Source organism: Parasphingorhabdus sp. (assembly GCF_036964565.1).
GTDB lineage: Bacteria > Pseudomonadota > Alphaproteobacteria > Sphingomonadales > Sphingomonadaceae > Parasphingorhabdus.
Genome location: NZ_JBALTN010000006.1, coordinates 76,478 through 95,302, shown reverse-complemented (window position 1 = coordinate 95,302; position 18,825 = coordinate 76,478). Strand labels below are relative to the sequence as shown.

Sequence of the window (18,825 nt, the reverse complement as noted above, 5' to 3'; positions counted from 1 at the left end):
AGCATTGCCGTTTGCTGAAGCAGGCGGCGGCGGGAAAGATGCATGATGGCTATGCTCCGATAAATGTTGCACCGGGGAATAGCTTCTTTGTTGAACGAAAGCTACATAGGGACGATGAACGACGAAGATCGCCTCCAATCGCCCGAACGCAAGGTCGAAGATATAGACGCAGCCTTGCGCCCCAAAACGCTCGACGAATTTATCGGGCAGGAAGCGGCGCGCGGGAATTTGCGGGTGTTTATCGAGGCGGCGCGGTCGCGCAAGGAGGCGCTGGACCATGTGCTGTTCTTTGGTCCGCCGGGGCTGGGCAAGACCACTCTGGCGCAGATCATCGCCCGGGAGCTGGGGGTTGGGTTTCGGGCCACCTCGGGGCCGGTCATTGCCAAGTCCGGCGACTTGGCGGCGCTGCTGACCAATCTCGAGGAAGGCGATGTCCTGTTTATCGACGAAATCCATCGGCTCAATCCGGTGGTCGAGGAAATTCTCTATCCGGCGATGGAAGACCGCGCGCTCGATCTGATCATTGGCGAAGGACCGTCGGCTCGCTCGGTCCGGATTGATTTGCCTGCCTTCACACTGATCGGAGCGACTACGAGGCAGGGGTTGTTGACTACGCCGCTGCGCGACCGGTTCGGCATTCCGGTTCGGCTCAATTTCTATTCGACCGGGGAACTGGAACAGGTGGTGCACCGGGCGGCCCGGCTGCTCGGACTCGATATTGCCCCCGATGGTGCCACCGAAGTGGCGCGCCGGGCGAGAGGGACGCCGCGGATCGCCGGCCGCCTGCTGCGCCGGGTGCGGGATTTTGCCAATGTTGCCGGGACCAAGATTGTCGACAAGAAGGTCGCCGATGATTCGCTGACCCGGCTGGAGGTCGACCATATCGGCCTTGACGCCATGGACCGGCGCTACCTGCATATGATCGCGGATATCTACAAGGGTGGTCCGGTGGGCGTGGAAACGCTGGCCGCCGGTCTCTCGGAGCCGCGCGACACGATCGAGGAAGTGATCGAGCCCTATCTCATCCAGCTCGGTCTGATCGCGCGCACGGCGCGGGGGCGGGCGCTCAATGACCGGGGGTGGAAGCATCTCGGGCTGAATCCGCCAGTCAGCAAGGCGAGCGACGGGGAATTATTTGATTGATGACAACGGGGTTGGCCATGCTTGTTATTACCAGTCTTCTGGTCAGTGGATGTTCAACCAGCTCTGAATCAGAAGTCGTATCGCCCATTGTGCAATGGCATTCAGCCGATCAAATCGACCCCCCTCATCTCAATATAGAACATGTTGTTGAATTGGCGGGAGAGGGAAAGATTGTTCTGGACGGCAGAACAATGGGTGCAAGCAAAGCTATAAAAGCCTTTTCAAAAATCGCCGATAACGAGACCTTGGCATTCATTGATTTTGCACCTGCTTGTTCTGATCAGTCGGAAACTGTTCTTAAGTTCAGGAATATCATCGAGGCCAGTGGTGCTTGCGCAGATAATTTCTGCATCTGCGGTGGGTACTTCAACTCCCAAGAGCGTCCCCTGAAGCCCAGGTAGCGTGTGTCCCGCTTGATATCCTGTGTGGCAGGACAATTGTGCAGACAGGTCCTGCTGACAGATTTTTTGCATCGATGATTATACATTCCGACCGATCCTGTTTCATGTCGGTGATGAAGCTGATCAGATAGCCGTCATCCTCTGACCAGGCATTGGCGCGCGGGATGAAGGGAGCTTCGGAGCCGAAGCGCTGCTCGCCGAACGAGACATGCTCCGCCTCGCCGGTTTCCAGATCATGCTTGGTCAGGCCATTGAAAAGGAACCAGCCGGGCTCGCCGGTGACGCTGTAGACATAGCGATAGGGCCGGCCGGCATATTGGCCATTGAACATGCCGAATTCGACCGGATAATCGTCAAAAAGCGTCTCTTCCCTAGTCTCGCCGGTCTTTAGATTGAACCGCCAGCGGTGCAGCTCCGGTTTAAAACTGTGCAGGTCGAGGCTGGCCCCCATGCTTTCGTAGCCGGGCGGAAAATCGGTCAGCGGCGGCGGCACCGGGTCGTTCTGGAAATAACCGTCGAGCACGACTTCGTCGCCCTCCTCAAAGGCATTGGCCCAGTGGAGGACATAGGTCGGCTGCGCCTCGAACCACTGGATTTCTTCCGGTTGCCCCATTCTTGGCAGGATGCCGAAACGCGTCGGCATGTCCGGATGATAGGCGGGGATTCTGAGCTTGCGCTCGAACAGCTCCTCTTTCCAGAACAGCGGACAGTCATTGAAAATGGCGAAATTTTCGGTGAACGCCATGTCGTGTGGCAGGCGCGGTCCGGGAAGGTCGATCGCGACCAGATGCTTCAGCCGGTTGTCGGGACCGACGACGCCATATTGCAGATGAGGTTTCTCGATCGCATAGTTGAAGAATAATAGCTCCCCGGTCGCCTCATCGACCTTGCAATGGGCCGAGATACCGTGCGCCGGCACCCAGTCGGCGGGGCCGAGCGTCGCCAGCGTTTCCGGATCGAGCCGATAGCCCTCTCCGCACAGGTAGAAGGTCGAGAGGATGGCGCCGGCGTGGACGACGACATCGGTCGAGCTGCTGTCCTTGACGCTGCCGTGGGCGGTCATTCCGGGCTCCAGCGCGTCGTGCGGATTGCCCATCAGCCCCGGCCAGAGCGGGACGCCGGCCTGCTGTTCTGCCTCGAACCCTTCGGTGCGGACAAAGCGGTTGCGATAGGTTGCCTTGCCATCCTTGATCCGGACGGTGTGGATCATTCCGTCGCCGTCAAAGGGATGATAGCGCCCGAGGCTGCCATGCACCGGATTTTCGGTGTTGCGGACATAGAGACCGTCGATATCGGCGGGGATGGTGCCGATCACTTCCAGCTGGTCGGTGTCGAGTTCCTCGAATACCGGCGTCCAGGCACCGTTGCGGTAGGGGTGGTCATTCGGTTCCAGCGTTACCTTCACCTGGTTGACCGGCGTGCCCATCAGTCGCGCAGCAATTCGTTGATGCCGGTCTTCGACCGGGTCTGCGCATCGACGGTCTTGACGATCACGGCGCAATAGAGGCTTGGACCCGGCATGCCGTCGATATTGACTTTGGGCGGCAAGGTGCCGGGCACCACAACGGAATAAGGTGGTACTTCGCCGATCCAGATCTTGCCGGTGATCCGGTCGACGATCTTGGTCGACGCCCCGAGATAGACGCCCATCGAAAGCACCGCGCCCTCGCCGACGCGGACGCCTTCGGCGACTTCTGCGCGGGCGCCGATGAAGGCGCCATCCTCGATGATCACCGGGCCGGCCTGCAACGGTTCGAGCACACCGCCGATGCCGGCGCCGCCCGAGATATGAACGTTCTTGCCGATCTGTGCGCAGCTACCGACCGTGGCCCAGCCATCGACCATCGTGCCTTCATCGACAAATGCGCCGATGTTGACGAAGCTCGGCATCAGCACGACGCCCTTGCCGATAAATGCGCCCTGCCGCACGATCGAGCCGGGCACCGACCGGAAGCCGGCTTCGCGAAAGCGGTTTTCGCCCCAGCCAGCGAATTTGCTCGGCACCTTGTCCCAGTGGTTGGCACCACCGGGGCCCTCAATCACATGATTGTCGTTGAGCCGGAAGGAAAGCAGCACCGCTTTCTTGAGCCACTGGTTGACCACCCACTGGCCGTCCTTTTTCTCCGCGACCCGCGCCGTGCCGCTGTCGAGCATGGCGAGGGCCTGGTTGACGGCGTCACGTTCCGCTCCCTGAGTCGAGAGGCCGAGCGATTCGCGCTTGTCCCAGGCGGCGTCGATTACAGTCTGCAATGCTTTGGTCATGCTGGCGTTTCTTCCTTCTCGCGGTGGAGGCCGGTCACCCAGCTTTCCAGATCGGATATTTCATGGTCAATATAGGACGGATCATGTTCCCGGCCAGCCCATTCTGCCCCGGTGTTGATCCACACGGTGGTCATGCCCAAATCTTTCGCGGGACGCAAATTGCGCGCCGTGTCTTCGACAAAAAGCGCGCGGGTCGGATCGATGCCCGTTGCGGCAATCATGCTGGTATATGCGCCAGACTGGGGTTTGGGAATCAGGTCCGCATCCAGAATATCGTGCATCTGGTGAAACAGGTCGCCCAGCCCACGCAGTTCCAGCACCCGTTCGGCATAGGGCCGGTCGGCATTGGTGAAGACCAGCTTTTCGCCCGGCAAGGCTTCTATTGCTGCCCTTACAAGCGGCGCGGGTGACAGACGGTCCATGTCGATATCATGGACATAGTCGAGGAAATCTGCGGGATCCGTGCCATGATGATGCATCAGGCCGGCCAAGGTCGTGCCATGATCGTGGAAAAAGCTTTTCTGAATTTTGCGGGCTTCGGCAAGATCACAGGCCAGAGCCTTGGCAATATATTCGCCCATCCTGATGTCAATCAGTGCAAACAGGTCGCAATCGGCCGGATATAGCACATTGTCGAGATCGAAGATCCAGTGATCGATATGGGAAAGTTCTGGGGCCATGGCGCAATCGCCTAAAGGCCGTTTCCCTCAATCACAAGGGGCAACATGATTGAAGCGCAGAACGGACATTTCCGTTCTCACTGCTGTTCAAAATTGGGCAAGCCGTTCGCCGTTCGTTGCCGGGCCAGTTTCGGGCGATCACGCTCAATAGACGCTGCGAGACCTAGAAGGCCCTCTCGCTGCTTTTCGATATGCGACCTGCATTTTTCGATATTCCGAAGTTCAGAAGGATTGGCCCGGTCCCATTCAACGACCCGCCGGATCGTTTCCACCCATTTGCTGGGATATCCCCCCACATATTCATTGATGGCAATGCCTATTTGCTGGTTCATAGCGCCAAAGAGGGCCGCTTCGCCTCCAGGGTCGCTGCCAAAACAACTCAATCCAATACGCCAACGCAACTGGCCAGCATAGAACCAAAAGACCGCGGCGTCTTCTTGCTCATCCTGGAACAGACGGGCGGCCAGCACATAATAGTCGACGGGGTGACGGTTTGATATGCCGGACTCCAGCTCTTCAAGCGGCATGTTGGTGGCGTCGACGATACCCAGACATCTTGCGACCGCCGCATCATCATTTTCATGATTCTCGCTGCAGGCTTTTTCCGCGGCCATAAGTTCAGGGTCTTTTTCGAGACACGCTAGTACAGACTCCGCGATAGCCGCTTCTGAGCCATTTTTTCCAAGCTGTGCTTCGCAGGCCTCCATTTTTTGCTGATATAGCCCCGGATATGTCGTGTGGGGTGCTTCCGAAGCAGATGATTGCAATACTGCAACCAAGGCCAGAGCGGCGATCAAGCGCGAGCGCCTGCGTCCTCGACACTGGCACTGTTATGGCGCAGAGCCTTGAGGACCGTATCGACAATACCGTCGGCATCCAGCCCTGCCTCTGCATATTGCAATTCGGGCTTGTTCTGGTCCTGGAAAATATCGGGCAGGCGCATGGTCCGGATCTTGAGCCCCGCATCGGTCAGGCCATTGTCGGACGCATAAGTCAGAACATGCGCCCCGAGACCGCCGACCGCAGCCTCCTCGACCGTCACCGCGACTTCATGGGTGGTCAGCAATTTGCGGATCAGGGCTTCGTCGAGCGGCTTGGCGAAGCGCAGGTCCGCGACGGTGGTGCTCAGGCCCCTTGCTTCGAGCCGCTCTGCTGCCTTTTTCGCTTCTTCCAGCCGCGCACCCAATGACAGGATCGCGACCTTGCTGCCCTGCTTGACGATCCGGCCCTTGCCGATTTCAAGCCGCTCCAGCTTTTCCGGTATCGGCACGCCGGTGCCATTGCCGCGCGGATAGCGGAACGCGATCGGGCCGCTGTCATGCAGCGATGCCGTATAGGTCATATGGGCCAGTTCCGCTTCGTCGGCGGCAGCCATGACCACCATATTCGGCAATGTCGCCAGATAGGTGACGTCGAAACTGCCTGCATGGGTGCTGCCGTCCGCGCCGACCAGTCCGGCGCGGTCGATGGCAAAGCGCACCGGCAGATTCTGGATCGCCACGTCGTGGACGACTTGGTCGTAGGCGCGTTGCAGGAAGGTCGAATAGATGGCGCAGAAGGGCCGCATGCCTTGCGCAGCGAGGCCGGCGGCAAAGGTTACACCATGCTGTTCGGCAATGCCGACATCAAAGGCCTTGTCGGGATGGGCCTTGGCGAATTTGTCAACGCCCGTCCCCGACGGCATGGCTGCGGTGATCGCGCAGATCAACGGATCGCTGTCGGCCAGCTTGGCCAGCGTTTCGCCAAAGACATTCTGATAGGCCGGCGGCCCGCCGCCCGGTCCTTTGTCCTGCTTGCCTGAGACGACGTCGAACTTGGCGACCCCATGATATTTGTCGGCGGCTTCCTCGGCAAACTTGTAGCCCTTGCCCTTCTCGGTGACGACGTGGATCAGGCAGGGGCCTTCTGCGGCGTCGCGGACATTTTCCAGGACCGGAATGAGATGCTCGAGATTATGGCCGTCGATTGGGCCGACGTAATAGAAGCCGAGTTCCTCGAAAAGGGTTCCGCCCATGGTCATGCCGCGGGCATATTCGTCCGTCTTGCGCGCGGCATCATAGAGCGCCTTGGGCAGCTTGCTGGCGATGCGACGGGCCAGCTGGCGAACGCCGAGAAATTCGCGCGACGAGACGATCCGGGCGAGATAGGCGGAAAGCCCGCCGACCGGCGGTGCGATCGACATGTCATTGTCATTCAGGATGACGACCAAGCGGTTGCCAGCGGCCTCCGCATTGTTCATCGCCTCATAGGCCATGCCCGCGCTCATCGCACCGTCGCCGATCACGGCAATGCCGCGGCCGGGTTTATTGTTCAGCTTGTTGGCGATCGCGAAGCCGAGGGCGGCGCTGATTGAGGTCGAGCTGTGCGCCGCACCAAAGGGATCATATTCGCTTTCCGACCGTTTCGTAAAACCGGACAGGCCGCCCCCCTGGCGCAAGGTGCGTATGCGGTCGCGGCGGCCGGTGATGATCTTGTGCGGGTAGCATTGATGGCCGACATCCCAGATCAGCCGGTCTTGGGGTGTGTTGAACACATAGTGGATGGCAGTAGTAAGCTCAACAACACCAAGCCCGGCACCGAGATGGCCTCCGGTGGTGGACACCGTGTCGATCACTTCGGCGCGCAGTTCGTTTGCGAACTGGCGCAGCTGTGAAGGCTTCAGCTTGCGCAAATCGGCTGGAAAGGAGATATCGTCCAGCAATGGTGTATTCGAAACCGGCATATTCACTCCCTGTTGGACTCCAGCTTTAACGGCTTCAGCCTGTCCTGTCGAACTTTCAGCAGACTGGCCGTGAACAGTAGCTGACAGGCGGGAGGGATCAATTGCATTTCTGGCAAATGCCGCGCACCTCGATCACCGGGCGGATCGATTTGAACCCCTCTCCGGATGCGACTTTGCGAACCTGCTGAGACAGAGAATCATCGTCAACATGGGTTGCCTCGCCGCACCGGTCGCAGACCAGAAAAATACAGTCATGCTCGCAGCCGGGATGGCTGTTGGCCAGATACGCGTTGGCACTCTCGACCCGCATGGCAAGGTTGTTGGCGACAAACAGGTCGAGTATCCGATAGACGCTGTTCGGCGCGACACGTTTTCCGCGCGCCGCCGAAACCAGTTCCGCTATATCATAAGCCGAGGCAGGGCGCGAGAAATCGGCGAGTGCGTCAAAGATAGCCGCTCGTGTGTCCGTCCACTTTTCACCGGATTTCTCCAGATTGGCGCGTGCGGCATCGGCCAAAGAATCGCCCTGATGCTCATGATGATCATGTTGTCCCATCGGGATAATTTAGGGATGTTTCGCCGCAAGGGCAATGGGTGGCGATCAATGGGTGGCGCGGTAGTTCAAATCATGGGCCAGCGCGAGCAGTCCGACGCCAAGCATCGTATAAAAAATTTCCGCAGCGCCATGACCGATATCATGGCCAAGCGTGATGGCACCCATCATCATTCCCAGTCCCAGGCTGCCGATCGCTACGGGCATGATATAGCCATGATCCAGAACGCCACGGCCCAAGGTGAAAAAGCCGAGTGCGATTGCAATGCCAAGACCGATTTCGTGGATCAGCGGATCGAGCAGCATACCACCGGCTGATGAGAGAATCGCGACAAAGGCGATGGTAGACACGCAATGCACCAGGCAAAGACCCGAAACCAGCACGGCCAAGCGGTCCCACAGCCCATCCCTGACCAGCAGGCTATCCTTGTCCCAGAATTTTGCTGTCGTGAACACGACTCACTGTCTCGCTTTTTGCTGTGTGGGCAGGATATAGGCAAAAGCGTGTTAAGATACAACATATCATTCTGGGATATTCGGCCTGTGGCGGTGTTTCCGGTTGTCAGGTCCGAAATTTGATTCCACATAGCGGCGCATGACCGATCCGATCGCTCCCCCGCCGTCAGCTGGCGCCGCAAGTTTTAAACCTATAATGATATCCAACTGGCTTTATTCGGTCGCCTTTCTGGTGTTCATCATGGTCGTCGTCGGCGGGATCACTCGTCTGACCGAATCGGGACTGTCGATTACCGAATGGAAACCAGTTACCGGCGCACTGCCGCCGCTGAGTGAAGCGGACTGGCTATCGGAATTCAGGAAATATCAGCAGATTCCGGAATATCGGGAGATCAGCGGACCAGCCGGGATGACCTTGGCGGACTTCAAGTTCATTTATTTCTGGGAATGGGTGCATCGTTTGCTCGGAAGGCTGATCGGCGTGGCCTTTGCGGTGCCGCTGCTGTGGTTCGCGGTCAAACGGGCGATTCCGTCCGGCTACGGCTGGCGGCTGGTCGCCCTGCTCGCGCTCGGCGGCCTGCAGGGCACGATTGGCTGGTGGATGGTCAGTTCGGGTCTCAGCGAGCGAACCGATGTCAGTCATTTTCGTCTCGCCGTGCATCTGCTGACCGCGTTGTTTATCCTTGGCGGACTGGTCTGGACTGCCCTCGATCTGCGACAATTGGCGCGTGGCAACGTCAGGCCTTCGCGGGTAACGGGATGGGGAGCGGCGGTTTTTATAGTGTTGCTCATTCAGTTGCTGTTCGGTGCCTATACCGCCGGACTGAACGCGGGCAATGTCTCCAACAGCTGGCCGTTGATGAATGATTATTTTGTGCCGGGCGGAATCAACTGGGCATCGGGGATTTGGGCCGCGCTCAACAACGATCCCTATCTGATCCATTTCATCCACCGATGGTGGGCGTGGGTTGTTGTCGGTTTCCTGCTGGTGCTGGCGCGCAAGGTTCGGTCGATCGACCGCCGTGCGTCAGTGGCAATCCATATTGCGTTTGGCACCCAAATTCTGCTCGGAATAGCTACGGTGATGACCGGTATTGACCTCCATTTGGCGGTACTGCACCAGGCGGTGGGCGCGCTTGTGGTCGCCTCGACGGTCTGGGGCGTCCATCTGCTTGGCGCCGCACAACGGTGATGGGAAGAGCCTGCAGATATTAATCCCGGCGCGCGCACGCAGATACAGGGATCGGGCGGACCAGAAGCGCTCTTGGGTATCATTATACCCGTTTGCAAAGCCCCACTTTCGCTTGACTTGCGGCGATAACAGCGCCAATAGCGCCCCAGTTTGCCGGACTCCTGCGAATCAGGATCGTTCGGCATTTGTTATTTTGAATCCCATTCTCCAAGAAGGAGCCACCCCATGAAGGGTATCACCAAACAGACCCAGTCGGCCAAGCCAGCTGAAGTCGAAAAGAAATGGCATATCGTTGATGCCGAAGATCTGGTTGTTGGCCGGGCCGCCTCGATCATCGCCAACATCCTGCGTGGCAAGCACAAGCCGAGCTATACGCCGCATGTGGACTGCGGCGATCATGTCATCGTGATCAATGCCGAAAAGGTGAAGTTCACCGGCAACAAGACCAAGCAGAAAACCTATTACAAGCACTCCGGCCATCCCGGCGGCATCAGCGGCACGACTGCCGAGAAGGTCCTTGAAGGTCGTTTTCCTGAGCGTGTTATGGAAAAGTCCGTCGAGCGGATGATACCCAAAGGACCGCTTGGCTTCGCCCAGATGCGTGCTCTTCATGTTTTCGCTGGCACCGAGCATCCTTATGCCGGCCAGAACCCGGTGGCGCTGGACGTCGCTTCGATGAACCGTAAGAATAAGGTGGGCGCATAATGTCTGATGTAAAAACCGATCTCGCTGATCTGAAAGATATCGCTGGCGCGGCTGTGGCCGATGCCCCAGCCACGGCCGGAGGCGATGCTGCTCCTGCAGCTGCTGAACCAACAGTATCGACCATGCCGCTGCGCGAGCAGGAGCTGGACAAATTTGGCCGGGCCTATGCAACCGGTCGCCGGAAAGATGCGGTTGCCCGCGTTTGGCTGAAGCCGGGCAAGGGCAAGATCACGGTCAACGGCCGCGATCAGGAAACCTATTTTGCCCGCCCGACCCTGCGTCTGGTGCTCAATCAGGTATTTGCCATCACCGAACGCGAAGGCCAGTATGACGTTGATGTCACCGTCAAGGGCGGCGGTCTTTCGGGACAGGCCGGAGCGGTCAAGCACGGCATTTCGCAAGCGCTGACCAAATATGAGCCCGCGTTGCGATCGGCGGTCAAGGCAGAAGGCTTCCTGACCCGCGACAGCCGCAAGGTAGAGCGCAAGAAATACGGCAAGGCAAAAGCGCGCAAGAGCTTCCAGTTCTCCAAGCGCTAAGACCAGATACGTTGAAGTTCAAAAAGGCGGCCCGAGGGTCGCCTTTTTTTTAAACCGGCCTCAAGATCTCTTCGCTATAGAAATGCGGCGCCGGGGCTGCGTAATCACGGCACGACTGGACATGAATAATATTACCGTCGTAAGCAGGGCCGATATCAGCATTACCCAAGCTGCCCCGACGGTGCCAAAGGTCGGCAGAGACACGACCAGGAGCAATCCCAGCACAACCAGACCGGCAACGCGCGCGATGAGCGCATTTCGTGCCTGCCCGGCGGCCTGCAGCAGAGGTTCAAGACCCAGTCCGGCCAGGCTGATGATCGTTGCAGCTCCAAGCAGCAACAGGATGGGATAGGCTGCCAGAAATTCCGGGCCCGAAATAAGGCTGATCAGGTTTTTGCCCAGCAACAGCAATCCCATGAAAAGAATTCCGCCGCTGATTGCCGAAACGCGGAGCGAGCGCCAGAACAACGCGCGCGACTGACGCGACTGACCGATCGCGAACAAGCGTGACAATTCTGAAAACAGCGGACGCGCAAATACCTCCGCGAGCCGGTTGAGGCTGTTGGCAATCTGGTCGGCAAGCCGGAATAGCCCTGCTGCGGCGGGGCCGACAAAGAATCCGACAATCACCACCACCAAGCGTTCGCGAACCACGCTCACCAGATAGGCGAGATTGGTAAACAGCAGGAATGCCACGAATTCCCTCCGCGTCGGGTTTGTGATTCCGATCGTCGCCGCCCGTGCCGGCGTGGCGGCGCTATCCTGCCGCCGCCAGACCATCAGCCACATCACTACAAAACTGACAAACTCGGAAAGCCCCCAGACGATCAGAAATCCGGTTATAGAGGGCAGGGTGGCGAGCAATATCAAGGCTCCAAAAAAGCGCACAATGGGAATGATGGCGTCGCCAAAGGCGTTGCCGCCAAAGCGGTCCTGCGCGCGCAATATCCCGGTCGGTGTGGATCGAACGGACAGGAAAACAATCACTCCATATCCCATGATCGCCTGCTGGACGGGCTCGCTCCAGCCAAATTGCGATGCGCCATAGGGAAGGATAAGCCACAGCACGCCGCAGGCTGCCAGGCCGCCAATAAATTCAATCCAGAAATTTTGTACTGACAATTTTCTGAAAGCCCGGTGCTGGCCGGCAAGCAAATAAGGCACACCGAATTGTACGACGGCTTGCCAGGTCTGAAGCTTCAGAATCGCCGTTAGCACCTGGATTGCGCCAACAATGACCATGAATTCACCAAATCCCGACACACCCAAAGTTCGTGTCAAAATGGCCAGATAGAAAATACTGAGGATAGCCCCCACGCCTTTGGCCGAAAAAAGCCAGCTACTGTTGCGGAACACGCGGATGAGCGAGTCTTCACTGCTGGCCCATCTGGAGAGTATTTTTCGTGGCACAGGTTTCAACTTTTTCAATGGGGTTCCAGCGATCGTGCCTGTCTTTATCTCAAATCCCAGACAATTCCATATTTCTATCGCAGAGTCTGTCTTGAAAAAGTCATATGGGGCCGCCACAAATATGGGATGGACAGTCGATTTGATGTGATCGTTCTGGCAGCGCAACGCGCCGGGACAACCAATCCGCTGGCGGACGCGCATGGCGTCAGCCACAAATGCCTGATTCCGGTTGCGGGCGAAACCCTGATCGCGCGCACCCTGGCTTCGGTGTCGTCGCATCCCGGGTGCCGTGCTGTCCATATCTTGATCGAACCCGACGGCGAGCTTGCCGTACGTCCGATTGCAGAATCATTCGCAACCGAAGAGCTGCCGATCGAGTTCATCGTCTCGGACAGCAATATTGCGGGCAGCGTCCTGCGAGGCTGCGACAACGGAACCGCGCCCTTTGTCATTACGACCGCCGATAATGTGCTGATCAGCCACGACAGCATGAACCGCGTGCTGCGGGCAATGGATACAGGCGCTGATGCAGTCGCTGCGCTCGCCAACAAGGACGATATTCGCGCCGTCCATCCGGCGGCCCAGAGATTTTTCTATGAGTTCCGCGATCACGGCTATGCCAATTGCAACCTTTACGGGCTTGCGGGCGAACAGGCGCTCAATGCGGTCGAAATTTTCAGGGAAGGCGGCCAGTTCATGAACCACCCCCGGCGTCTCGTGAATGCCTTCGGCCTGTTCAACATCCTGCTGATGCGGTTGGGCTGGGTCAGCATCGATCGCGCCTTCGAGCGACTGTCGAAACGGTTCGGTATCACCATGCGCCGGGTGGCGCTCAGCGATGGCACACAGGCGATCGATGTCGACAACGAAAGAACCTACCGGATAGTGGGGCGATTCTGGAAGATCGTGTCCAGCAGCTTGAAATATGATTGTTTGAACCGAAATGTGAGAATATAATTCGGAATGACGCCGAATCAGAATGATACGAAGAAGAACCATGATGTCGAAATCGGTTGATATCGAACCACTGATCATACCCGATGAAGCCAAGGCGCGCCTGAAATTCCTGTATATGGCGAAACATGCCCTCTGGGGCGGCGGGATGCATCCGGAGGACGGCAATCACGCCATCTACCATCATGAAGTGAGAACAAGCCTCGAGAGCCTTGGCATCCATTTGATGGTTTCTGATCGATACGATGTGCTGTTCACCAATCCGGGTGTCGATTTCGTTTTTCCGCTGCTCAATCGCGGCGGCTTTGTAAACAGTGAAATGCTGATCCCGCTTTTGTGCAACATGCACGGGATCGCCTATGTCGGAGCCATGCCTTTCATTCGCGGATTGGGCGATGACAAGTCGGTATCCAAACTGGTGGCTGCTCATGCCGGCGTGCCGACCGCGGCATGGTTCTGCTATCGCAAGGGCGCACCCGTCAACGAGTCCGATTGCCCGAAGGCCGAGCGATGGGTCATCAAGCCCAATGCCAGTTCGGCGAGTTGGGCGATTTCCGATGCCTTTGACTGGGCTGGCGTCGCCAATGCCGTGGCCGGGATCCATGCCCAGGGGCATGATGCAATAGTGGAGCCCTATCTCGACGGCTATGACGTGCAGGTGGCATTTATCAGCGCAAATGGTCCGAAAATTCTGCCGATGCTTATCTATGAGCGGGAAGACACGCAAAAGCTATGGACTTATTTCGAGAAGCGCGATCTGGTTCCCAATACCGAGAAAGCGACGCTGAAACGCTTTGATGACGCGGAATTTGCTCCCAAGATCCAGCAGATGGCAGAGAGAATCGCCCGGGAATTCGAGCCGTTCGATTATGGCCGGATTGAATTTCGGCTGGACAGGAATACGGGTGAAATCAATTTCATCGAAATCAATCTGAACTGCAATCTGTGGTCCGAAAAAGTGGTCGCAAAATCGGCCGCGGCGGCAGGCTTCAGTCATGCGCAACTGCTCGAGACAATCATAGCGGAGGGGCTGAAGCGCAACGGGATGATTGCGTGATACATGATCCAATGCAAATTTTAGGGTGGATTGCGTGGCAGTGACTGCTAGCAAGCCTCGATGACCCAAGACAACCGCACCGCCGATATCGCGAATTACGTTACCCATCTGGAATGCTCCAAGACCGGCGGGCTTTTGCCAGCCGGCACGATCCAGAACCTGTCGCCCGCCGGCGCACCGATCCTGGTGCGTTATGATCTCGCCGCTATCGCAAAAACTCTGACCAAGGAAAAGCTGGCCGCTCGCCCCACCGACCTGTGGCGCTATCGCGAGCTGCTGCCGGTTGCCAGCGCCGCCAATATTGTCTCGCTGGGCGAGGAGATGACGCCGCTGATCTCCTTGGACAATTCGCTGGGATCGCAGGTGATCGTGAAGGACGAAGGGCGTTTGCCAACGGGATCGTTCAAGGCGCGCGGGCTTGTGATGGCGGTGTCGATGGCAAAGGAACTGGGACTGGCCCGGCTCGCGATGCCAACGAATGGCAATGCCGGCGCCGCCATGGCTGCCTATGCCAGGCGCGCAGGCATGGAGGCCTTCGTCTTTTGTCCTGATGATACGCCGGAAGTGAATGTCCGCGAGATCGCGTTGCAGGGTGGCAAGGTCTGGCGGGTCAACGGCCTTATCAATGATTGCGGCAAGATCGTTGCCGATGGCGAAGCGGAAATGGGCTGGTTCAACCTGTCGACGCTGAAAGAGCCCTACCGGATCGAGGGCAAGAAGACGATGGGCCTGGAACTGGCGGAGCAGTTGGGATGGGAAATGCCCGATGTGATATTCTATCCCACCGGTGGTGGTACCGGTCTGATCGGCATGTGGAAGGCATTCGACGAACTGCAGGAGATCGGCTTCATCGACTCGAAGCGGCCGCGGATGGTCGCGGTGCAGGCGACGGGTTGTGCGCCGATCGTCGATGCCTGGGAAAAGGGACTGGAACACGCGCCGCTATGGGAAGACGCCCACACGGTTGCCGCAGGCATTCGCGTGCCAGTCGCCATCGGCGATTTCCTGATATTGCAGGCGGTGCGCGATTCGGGAGGCTTTGCAATTGCGGTTGACGACGACGCTATCATCGCGGCGCAGCAGAGGATTGGGCATGAGGAGGGGCTGCTGCTCTGTCCGGAAGGTGCGGCTACCGCTGCCGCCTATCTGAAAGCGCTCGACGAGGGCCTGGTCGACAGGTCCGACCGAGCGGTCCTGTTCAACTGTGGCAACGGGCTCAAATATCCCATGCCTGCTGCCGATGCCGCGTTGGATCGCCATCAACCGATCGACTGGAGCGCCATTGCCAGCGCTTGAGCGACTGGCCAGGGCTCTTCGATGAAGTGGTTCTTCTTCTTCGCGACGCTTTTGCTGACGGCTGGCGGCTTTGCCTGGTGGTTTTTCTCGCAGCCGGGACCGAAGCAGCTGGACATGGTCAACAATGTCTTTCCGGGTGACAGCAACGCGAAACTGCTGGTGCAGGACCGGCTCTACGACGAGAAGCTCGGGCTCGGGCTCAATATCTGGACACCGAAGGACGCCGGTACCCGACCGCTTCCGGTTATCGTCTTCATCTACGGCGGAGGATGGCGCGATGGCGCCAAGGATCAATATGCCTTCACAGGCCGGGCGCTCGCCAACCGCGGCTATATGGTCGTGTTGCCGGATTATCGACTCTTTCCCAGAACGCGCTTCCCCGGTTTCCTCGAAGACAGCGCCAAGGCGCTTGCCTGGGTCGACGACAATATCGGTCAATATGGCGGCGATACGCAGCGGATATTCCTGTCCGGCCAGTCTGCGGGTGCCTATAATGCGATGATGCTGGCGCTCGATCCCCAGTGGCTGGGCCGGGAAGGAAAATCACCCGGTCTGATCCGCGGAGTGGCAGCGCTGGCCGGGCCATATGACTTCTATCCGTTCGATTCAGAGACGACCAAGCAAAGCTTTGGCGAATATGCTGAGCCGGACATGACCCAGCCAATCAATTTTGTCCGGGCGGACGCACCGCCGCTTTGGCTTTCGAGCGGAACCGATGACACGCAGGTTAAGCCTCGCAACAGCAAGGTTTTGCGCGACAAGATTGTCGAGGCGGGCGGCAGGGCGGAATATGTGGAATATCCGGGCGTCGATCACCTTGAGATCATGATGGCTGTTGCCAAACCGTTTCGGTACAAGGCTCCAGTGCTGGATGACATGGTCGCGTTTTTTGAGCGCCTTGACTGATTGTGCGCTTCGAGGGAGCGAGCGTCGTTTTTTGCAGTGCAAAACGGTTGAGATAGCTGCGCTTCTTGGTTATGCCGATCCCGAGAAAAAGGGAATCCGACAGACATGGCCACTTTCACGCTGCCCAAGAATAGCAAGATTCGCAAAACGGGCGAATTGCACCAAGCGCTGACCAGCGGCAGGAAGCGGCCGTTCAAAGTCTACCGCTATGATCCCGACACGGGCGAGAACCCGCGCTACGATACGTTCGAAATCGACACGGACGAATGCGGACCGATGGTACTCGACGCCCTGATCAAGATGAAGTCCGAGCAGGACGCCACATTGACCTTTCGCCGGTCCTGCCGCGAGGGCATTTGCGGATCCTGCGCGATGAACATCAACGGCAAGAACGGCCTGGCTTGCACCACCGCGATCGAGGATTGCGGCAACAAGGTCACGATCACGCCGCTGCCCCATATGGAAGTCATCAAGGACCTGGTGCCCGATTTCACCCATTTCTACGCGCAATATGCCTCGATTCAGCCTTGGTTGAAAACGGTAACGCCGACGCCGTCCGGCAAGGAGCGGCTGCAGTCGCCGGAGGACCGCAACAAGCTGGACGGACTTTACGAATGCATATTGTGCGCCTGCTGCCAGACCAGCTGCCCGAGCTACTGGTGGAATAGCGACAAGTTTCTGGGTCCCGCCATCCTGTTGCAGGCCTATCGCTGGCTCGCCGACAGCCGTGACGAAATGACTGGCGAGCGGCTCGATGAGCTGGAAGATCCGTTCCGGCTTTATCGCTGCCACACGATCATGAACTGCGCCAACGCCTGTCCCAAGGGCCTGTCCCCGGCCAAGGCGATCGCCGAGATCAAGAAGATGACCGCATCCCGCGAAATCTGATCGCCCGCTAGTAGCAATGGCCGAGACCGAGCGCAATTTTGTCATAAGCGATCCTGACCCCGACCATCCCGGCTGGAACAGCTGGGTGCTGACCGATCCGGATTGCTACAACAGCTTCCTCGGCCGGATGATTGTCCGGCGCGGCGGAGACGGGCTTGGCGACAATATCGCCAGGGTCCGGATGTTTCCGGAACGCAAGCACCGCAATCTCGGCGATGTCGTCCACGGCGGCACGATGATGGGCTTTATCGACTGTTCGCTGTTCGCCGCGATGCGGGTGCTGGAACTGGGTCCGTCCGGCTTTGCTGTGACGATGGAATTGCAGACCCATTTCATTGGCGGCGCCCGGCTGGGCGAACCACTCGAAGCGCAGGTCGAGATTGCGCGCGAAACCGGACGTTTTCTGTTCATGCGCGGACTGGTCGTTCAGGGTGATGAGGGGCAGGACAATATGGCCTCGTTCACGGCAATCGTGAAAAAGGCGCCGAATCAGAAGACCGATCTGCAATGAGCGAATTTTATCAGCGCTACCAGGCGCTGATCGCGCAGGGCGAATTGCAGCCCGATGCGGATCAGCAGGGGTGTGCCAAGCGGCTAGCGCAATTGCAGGAGGAGCTGGAAGCGGTGCCGCCCCGCGGCAGCCTTCTATGGCGCACATTTGGCAAGAAGCCGGAGCCCCCAAGAGGTGTCTACATGTGGGGCGGGGTCGGGCGCGGCAAGTCGATGCTGATGGACCTGTTCTACGAAAATCTGGCGATCAAGCGGAAGAAACGCGCCCATTTTCACGAGTTCATGATCGATGTGCACGCACGGATCCGCGAGGAGCGCAAGAAGGAGCTTGGCGATCCGATCCTGCCGGTCGCGGCGGATCTGGCGGGCGAGGCCCGCTTCCTCGCCTTCGACGAGATGGTGGTCAACAACAGCGCCGACGCGATGATCATGTCGCGCCTGTTCACCGCTCTGGTGGAGGCGGGGGTGACGATCGTCACCACGTCGAACCGGCCGCCCGCTGATCTGTACAAGGACGGTCTCAACCGGGAGCATTTCCTGCCCTTTGTCGAATTGCTCAAGACGCGGCTTGATGTGGTCTCGCTCAATGGTCCGACCGATTACCGGCGGGAGCGGCTAAGCGGCGTTGATCTATGGCATGTGCCCAATGGCGAGGGCGCGACCGAAGCTTTGCGTGAAGCCTTTTTTCGGCTGACCGATTATTCCCCAGACGACGCCGCGAATGTGCCGAGCGAGGAGCTGTCGGTACCGGGTGGGCGGACCTTGCATGTGCCCAAGTCGCTGAAGGGCGTGGCGGTCTTTTCCTTCAAGCGGCTTTGTGCCGAAGCGCGGGGCGCGCAGGATTATCTGACGATCGCGAGGCGCTTTCATACGGTTATCGTGGTCGGCATTCCCCGGCTTTCTAAGGACAATCGCAACGAAGCGGCACGCTTTGTCACGCTGATTGACGCGCTGTACGAATATCGCGTCAAGCTGCTGGCCAGCGCGGAAGCCGAACCGGATGCGTTATATCCGGAAGGCGACGGATCGTTCGAGTTCGAACGCACCGCCTCCCGCCTGATCGAGATGCAGTCGGAGGAATATCTGGCGCTGGGCCATGGTGAGGGAGACAAGGTTCGGGCCTGAACTCCAACCTTGGATGTGCACCATCC

20 protein-coding genes are annotated in these 18,825 nt (G+C 58.5%); 12 read left to right on the top strand and 8 right to left on the bottom strand.

The genetic code is table 11. The features are described 5' to 3' along the window. Positions 1 to 114 precede the first annotated feature (114 nt). Complete coding sequence (gene ruvB, locus V7650_RS09925) at positions 115 to 1,143, top strand: Holliday junction branch migration DNA helicase RuvB (protein ID WP_335656088.1); 1,029 nt, start codon at positions 115 to 117, stop codon at positions 1,141 to 1,143. A 17-nt stretch (positions 1,144 to 1,160) separates the two neighbouring features. Then, positions 1,161 to 1,544, top strand: coding sequence for a hypothetical protein (locus V7650_RS09920; RefSeq protein WP_335656087.1), 384 nt, complete (start codon positions 1,161 to 1,163; stop codon positions 1,542 to 1,544). Here the strand turns inward: V7650_RS09920 and V7650_RS09915 are convergent. From V7650_RS09915 to V7650_RS09885, 7 genes are all read right to left on the bottom strand, one after another. Then, positions 1,510 to 2,970: a carotenoid oxygenase family protein gene (locus tag V7650_RS09915; RefSeq protein WP_335656086.1), complete on the bottom strand. Its 1,461-nt coding sequence runs from the start codon at positions 2,968 to 2,970 to the stop codon at positions 1,510 to 1,512. The genes V7650_RS09920 and V7650_RS09915 overlap by 35 nt on opposite strands. Continuing rightward, positions 2,970 to 3,806 (bottom strand): 2,3,4,5-tetrahydropyridine-2,6-dicarboxylate N-succinyltransferase, encoded by an 837-nt coding sequence (gene dapD, locus V7650_RS09910; protein ID WP_335656085.1) that lies wholly within the window; start codon positions 3,804 to 3,806, stop codon positions 2,970 to 2,972. The genes V7650_RS09915 and dapD overlap by 1 nt, the downstream gene beginning before the upstream one ends. Beyond that, positions 3,803 to 4,486 carry a pyrimidine 5'-nucleotidase gene (locus tag V7650_RS09905; protein ID WP_335656084.1) on the bottom strand — a complete coding sequence of 228 codons (684 nt, stop codon included), beginning with the start codon at positions 4,484 to 4,486 and terminating at the stop codon, positions 3,803 to 3,805. Before V7650_RS09905 ends, dapD begins: the two co-directional genes overlap by 4 nt. Positions 4,487 to 4,563: 77 nt before the next feature. Beyond that, positions 4,564 to 5,283: a hypothetical protein gene (locus tag V7650_RS09900; RefSeq protein ID WP_335656083.1), complete on the bottom strand. Its 720-nt coding sequence runs from the start codon at positions 5,281 to 5,283 to the stop codon at positions 4,564 to 4,566. Beyond that, on the bottom strand, positions 5,280 to 7,208 hold the full coding sequence (dxs, locus tag V7650_RS09895; protein ID WP_335656082.1) for a 1-deoxy-D-xylulose-5-phosphate synthase: 1,929 nt from the start codon (positions 7,206 to 7,208) through the stop codon (positions 5,280 to 5,282). Before dxs ends, V7650_RS09900 begins: the two co-directional genes overlap by 4 nt. 97 nt (positions 7,209 to 7,305) lie before the next feature. Next, entirely contained in the window at positions 7,306 to 7,764 is a 459-nt protein-coding gene (locus V7650_RS09890; protein WP_335656081.1) for a Fur family transcriptional regulator, read from the bottom strand. Positions 7,765 to 7,809: 45 nt separating this feature from the next. Then, positions 7,810 to 8,217: a MerC domain-containing protein gene (locus V7650_RS09885; protein WP_335656080.1), complete on the bottom strand. Its 408-nt coding sequence runs from the start codon at positions 8,215 to 8,217 to the stop codon at positions 7,810 to 7,812. Between the two features lie 139 nt (positions 8,218 to 8,356). On the opposite strand from V7650_RS09885, the gene V7650_RS09880 reads away from it, so the two are divergent. From V7650_RS09880 to rpsI, 3 genes are all read left to right on the top strand, one after another. Beyond that, positions 8,357 to 9,409, top strand: coding sequence for a COX15/CtaA family protein (locus V7650_RS09880; RefSeq protein ID WP_335656079.1), 1,053 nt, complete (start codon positions 8,357 to 8,359; stop codon positions 9,407 to 9,409). Positions 9,410 to 9,634: 225 nt separating this feature from the next. Then, positions 9,635 to 10,114 (top strand): 50S ribosomal protein L13, encoded by a 480-nt coding sequence (gene rplM / locus V7650_RS09875; RefSeq protein ID WP_335656078.1) that lies wholly within the window; start codon positions 9,635 to 9,637, stop codon positions 10,112 to 10,114. Next, a complete protein-coding gene (rpsI, locus tag V7650_RS09870; protein ID WP_335656077.1) occupies positions 10,114 to 10,653 on the top strand; it encodes a 30S ribosomal protein S9 in 540 nt (179 codons plus the stop codon). The genes rplM and rpsI overlap by 1 nt, the downstream gene beginning before the upstream one ends. A 60-nt stretch (positions 10,654 to 10,713) precedes the next feature. Here the strand turns inward: rpsI and V7650_RS09865 are convergent, their stop codons facing one another. Then, positions 10,714 to 12,264: a lipopolysaccharide biosynthesis protein gene (locus V7650_RS09865; RefSeq protein ID WP_335656076.1), complete on the bottom strand. Its 1,551-nt coding sequence runs from the start codon at positions 12,262 to 12,264 to the stop codon at positions 10,714 to 10,716. Here V7650_RS09865 and V7650_RS09860 point away from each other — a divergent pair. The 7 genes from V7650_RS09860 to zapE all read left to right on the top strand — a co-directional run bounded on the left by V7650_RS09860 (position 12,208) and on the right by zapE (position 18,799). After that, a complete protein-coding gene (locus V7650_RS09860; protein ID WP_335656075.1) occupies positions 12,208 to 13,020 on the top strand; it encodes an NTP transferase domain-containing protein in 813 nt (270 codons plus the stop codon). The genes V7650_RS09865 and V7650_RS09860 overlap by 57 nt on opposite strands. 40 nt (positions 13,021 to 13,060) lie before the next feature. Then, positions 13,061 to 14,074 carry a phosphoribosylglycinamide synthetase gene (locus V7650_RS09855; protein ID WP_335656074.1) on the top strand — a complete coding sequence of 338 codons (1,014 nt, stop codon included), beginning with the start codon at positions 13,061 to 13,063 and terminating at the stop codon, positions 14,072 to 14,074. Between the two features lie 60 nt (positions 14,075 to 14,134). Next, on the top strand, positions 14,135 to 15,370 hold the full coding sequence (locus tag V7650_RS09850) for a threonine synthase (protein ID WP_335656073.1): 1,236 nt from the start codon (positions 14,135 to 14,137) through the stop codon (positions 15,368 to 15,370). Between the two features lie 21 nt (positions 15,371 to 15,391). After that, a complete protein-coding gene (locus tag V7650_RS09845; protein ID WP_335656072.1) occupies positions 15,392 to 16,276 on the top strand; it encodes an alpha/beta hydrolase in 885 nt (294 codons plus the stop codon). Between the two features lie 105 nt (positions 16,277 to 16,381). Further along, entirely contained in the window at positions 16,382 to 17,164 is a 783-nt protein-coding gene (locus V7650_RS09840; protein WP_335656071.1) for a succinate dehydrogenase iron-sulfur subunit, read from the top strand. A 16-nt stretch (positions 17,165 to 17,180) separates the two neighbouring features. Next, positions 17,181 to 17,675: a PaaI family thioesterase gene (locus V7650_RS09835; RefSeq protein ID WP_335656070.1), complete on the top strand. Its 495-nt coding sequence runs from the start codon at positions 17,181 to 17,183 to the stop codon at positions 17,673 to 17,675. Beyond that, positions 17,672 to 18,799, top strand: coding sequence for a cell division protein ZapE (gene zapE, locus V7650_RS09830; RefSeq protein ID WP_335656069.1), 1,128 nt, complete (start codon positions 17,672 to 17,674; stop codon positions 18,797 to 18,799). Before V7650_RS09835 ends, zapE begins: the two co-directional genes overlap by 4 nt. Positions 18,800 to 18,825: the final 26 nt, after the last annotated feature.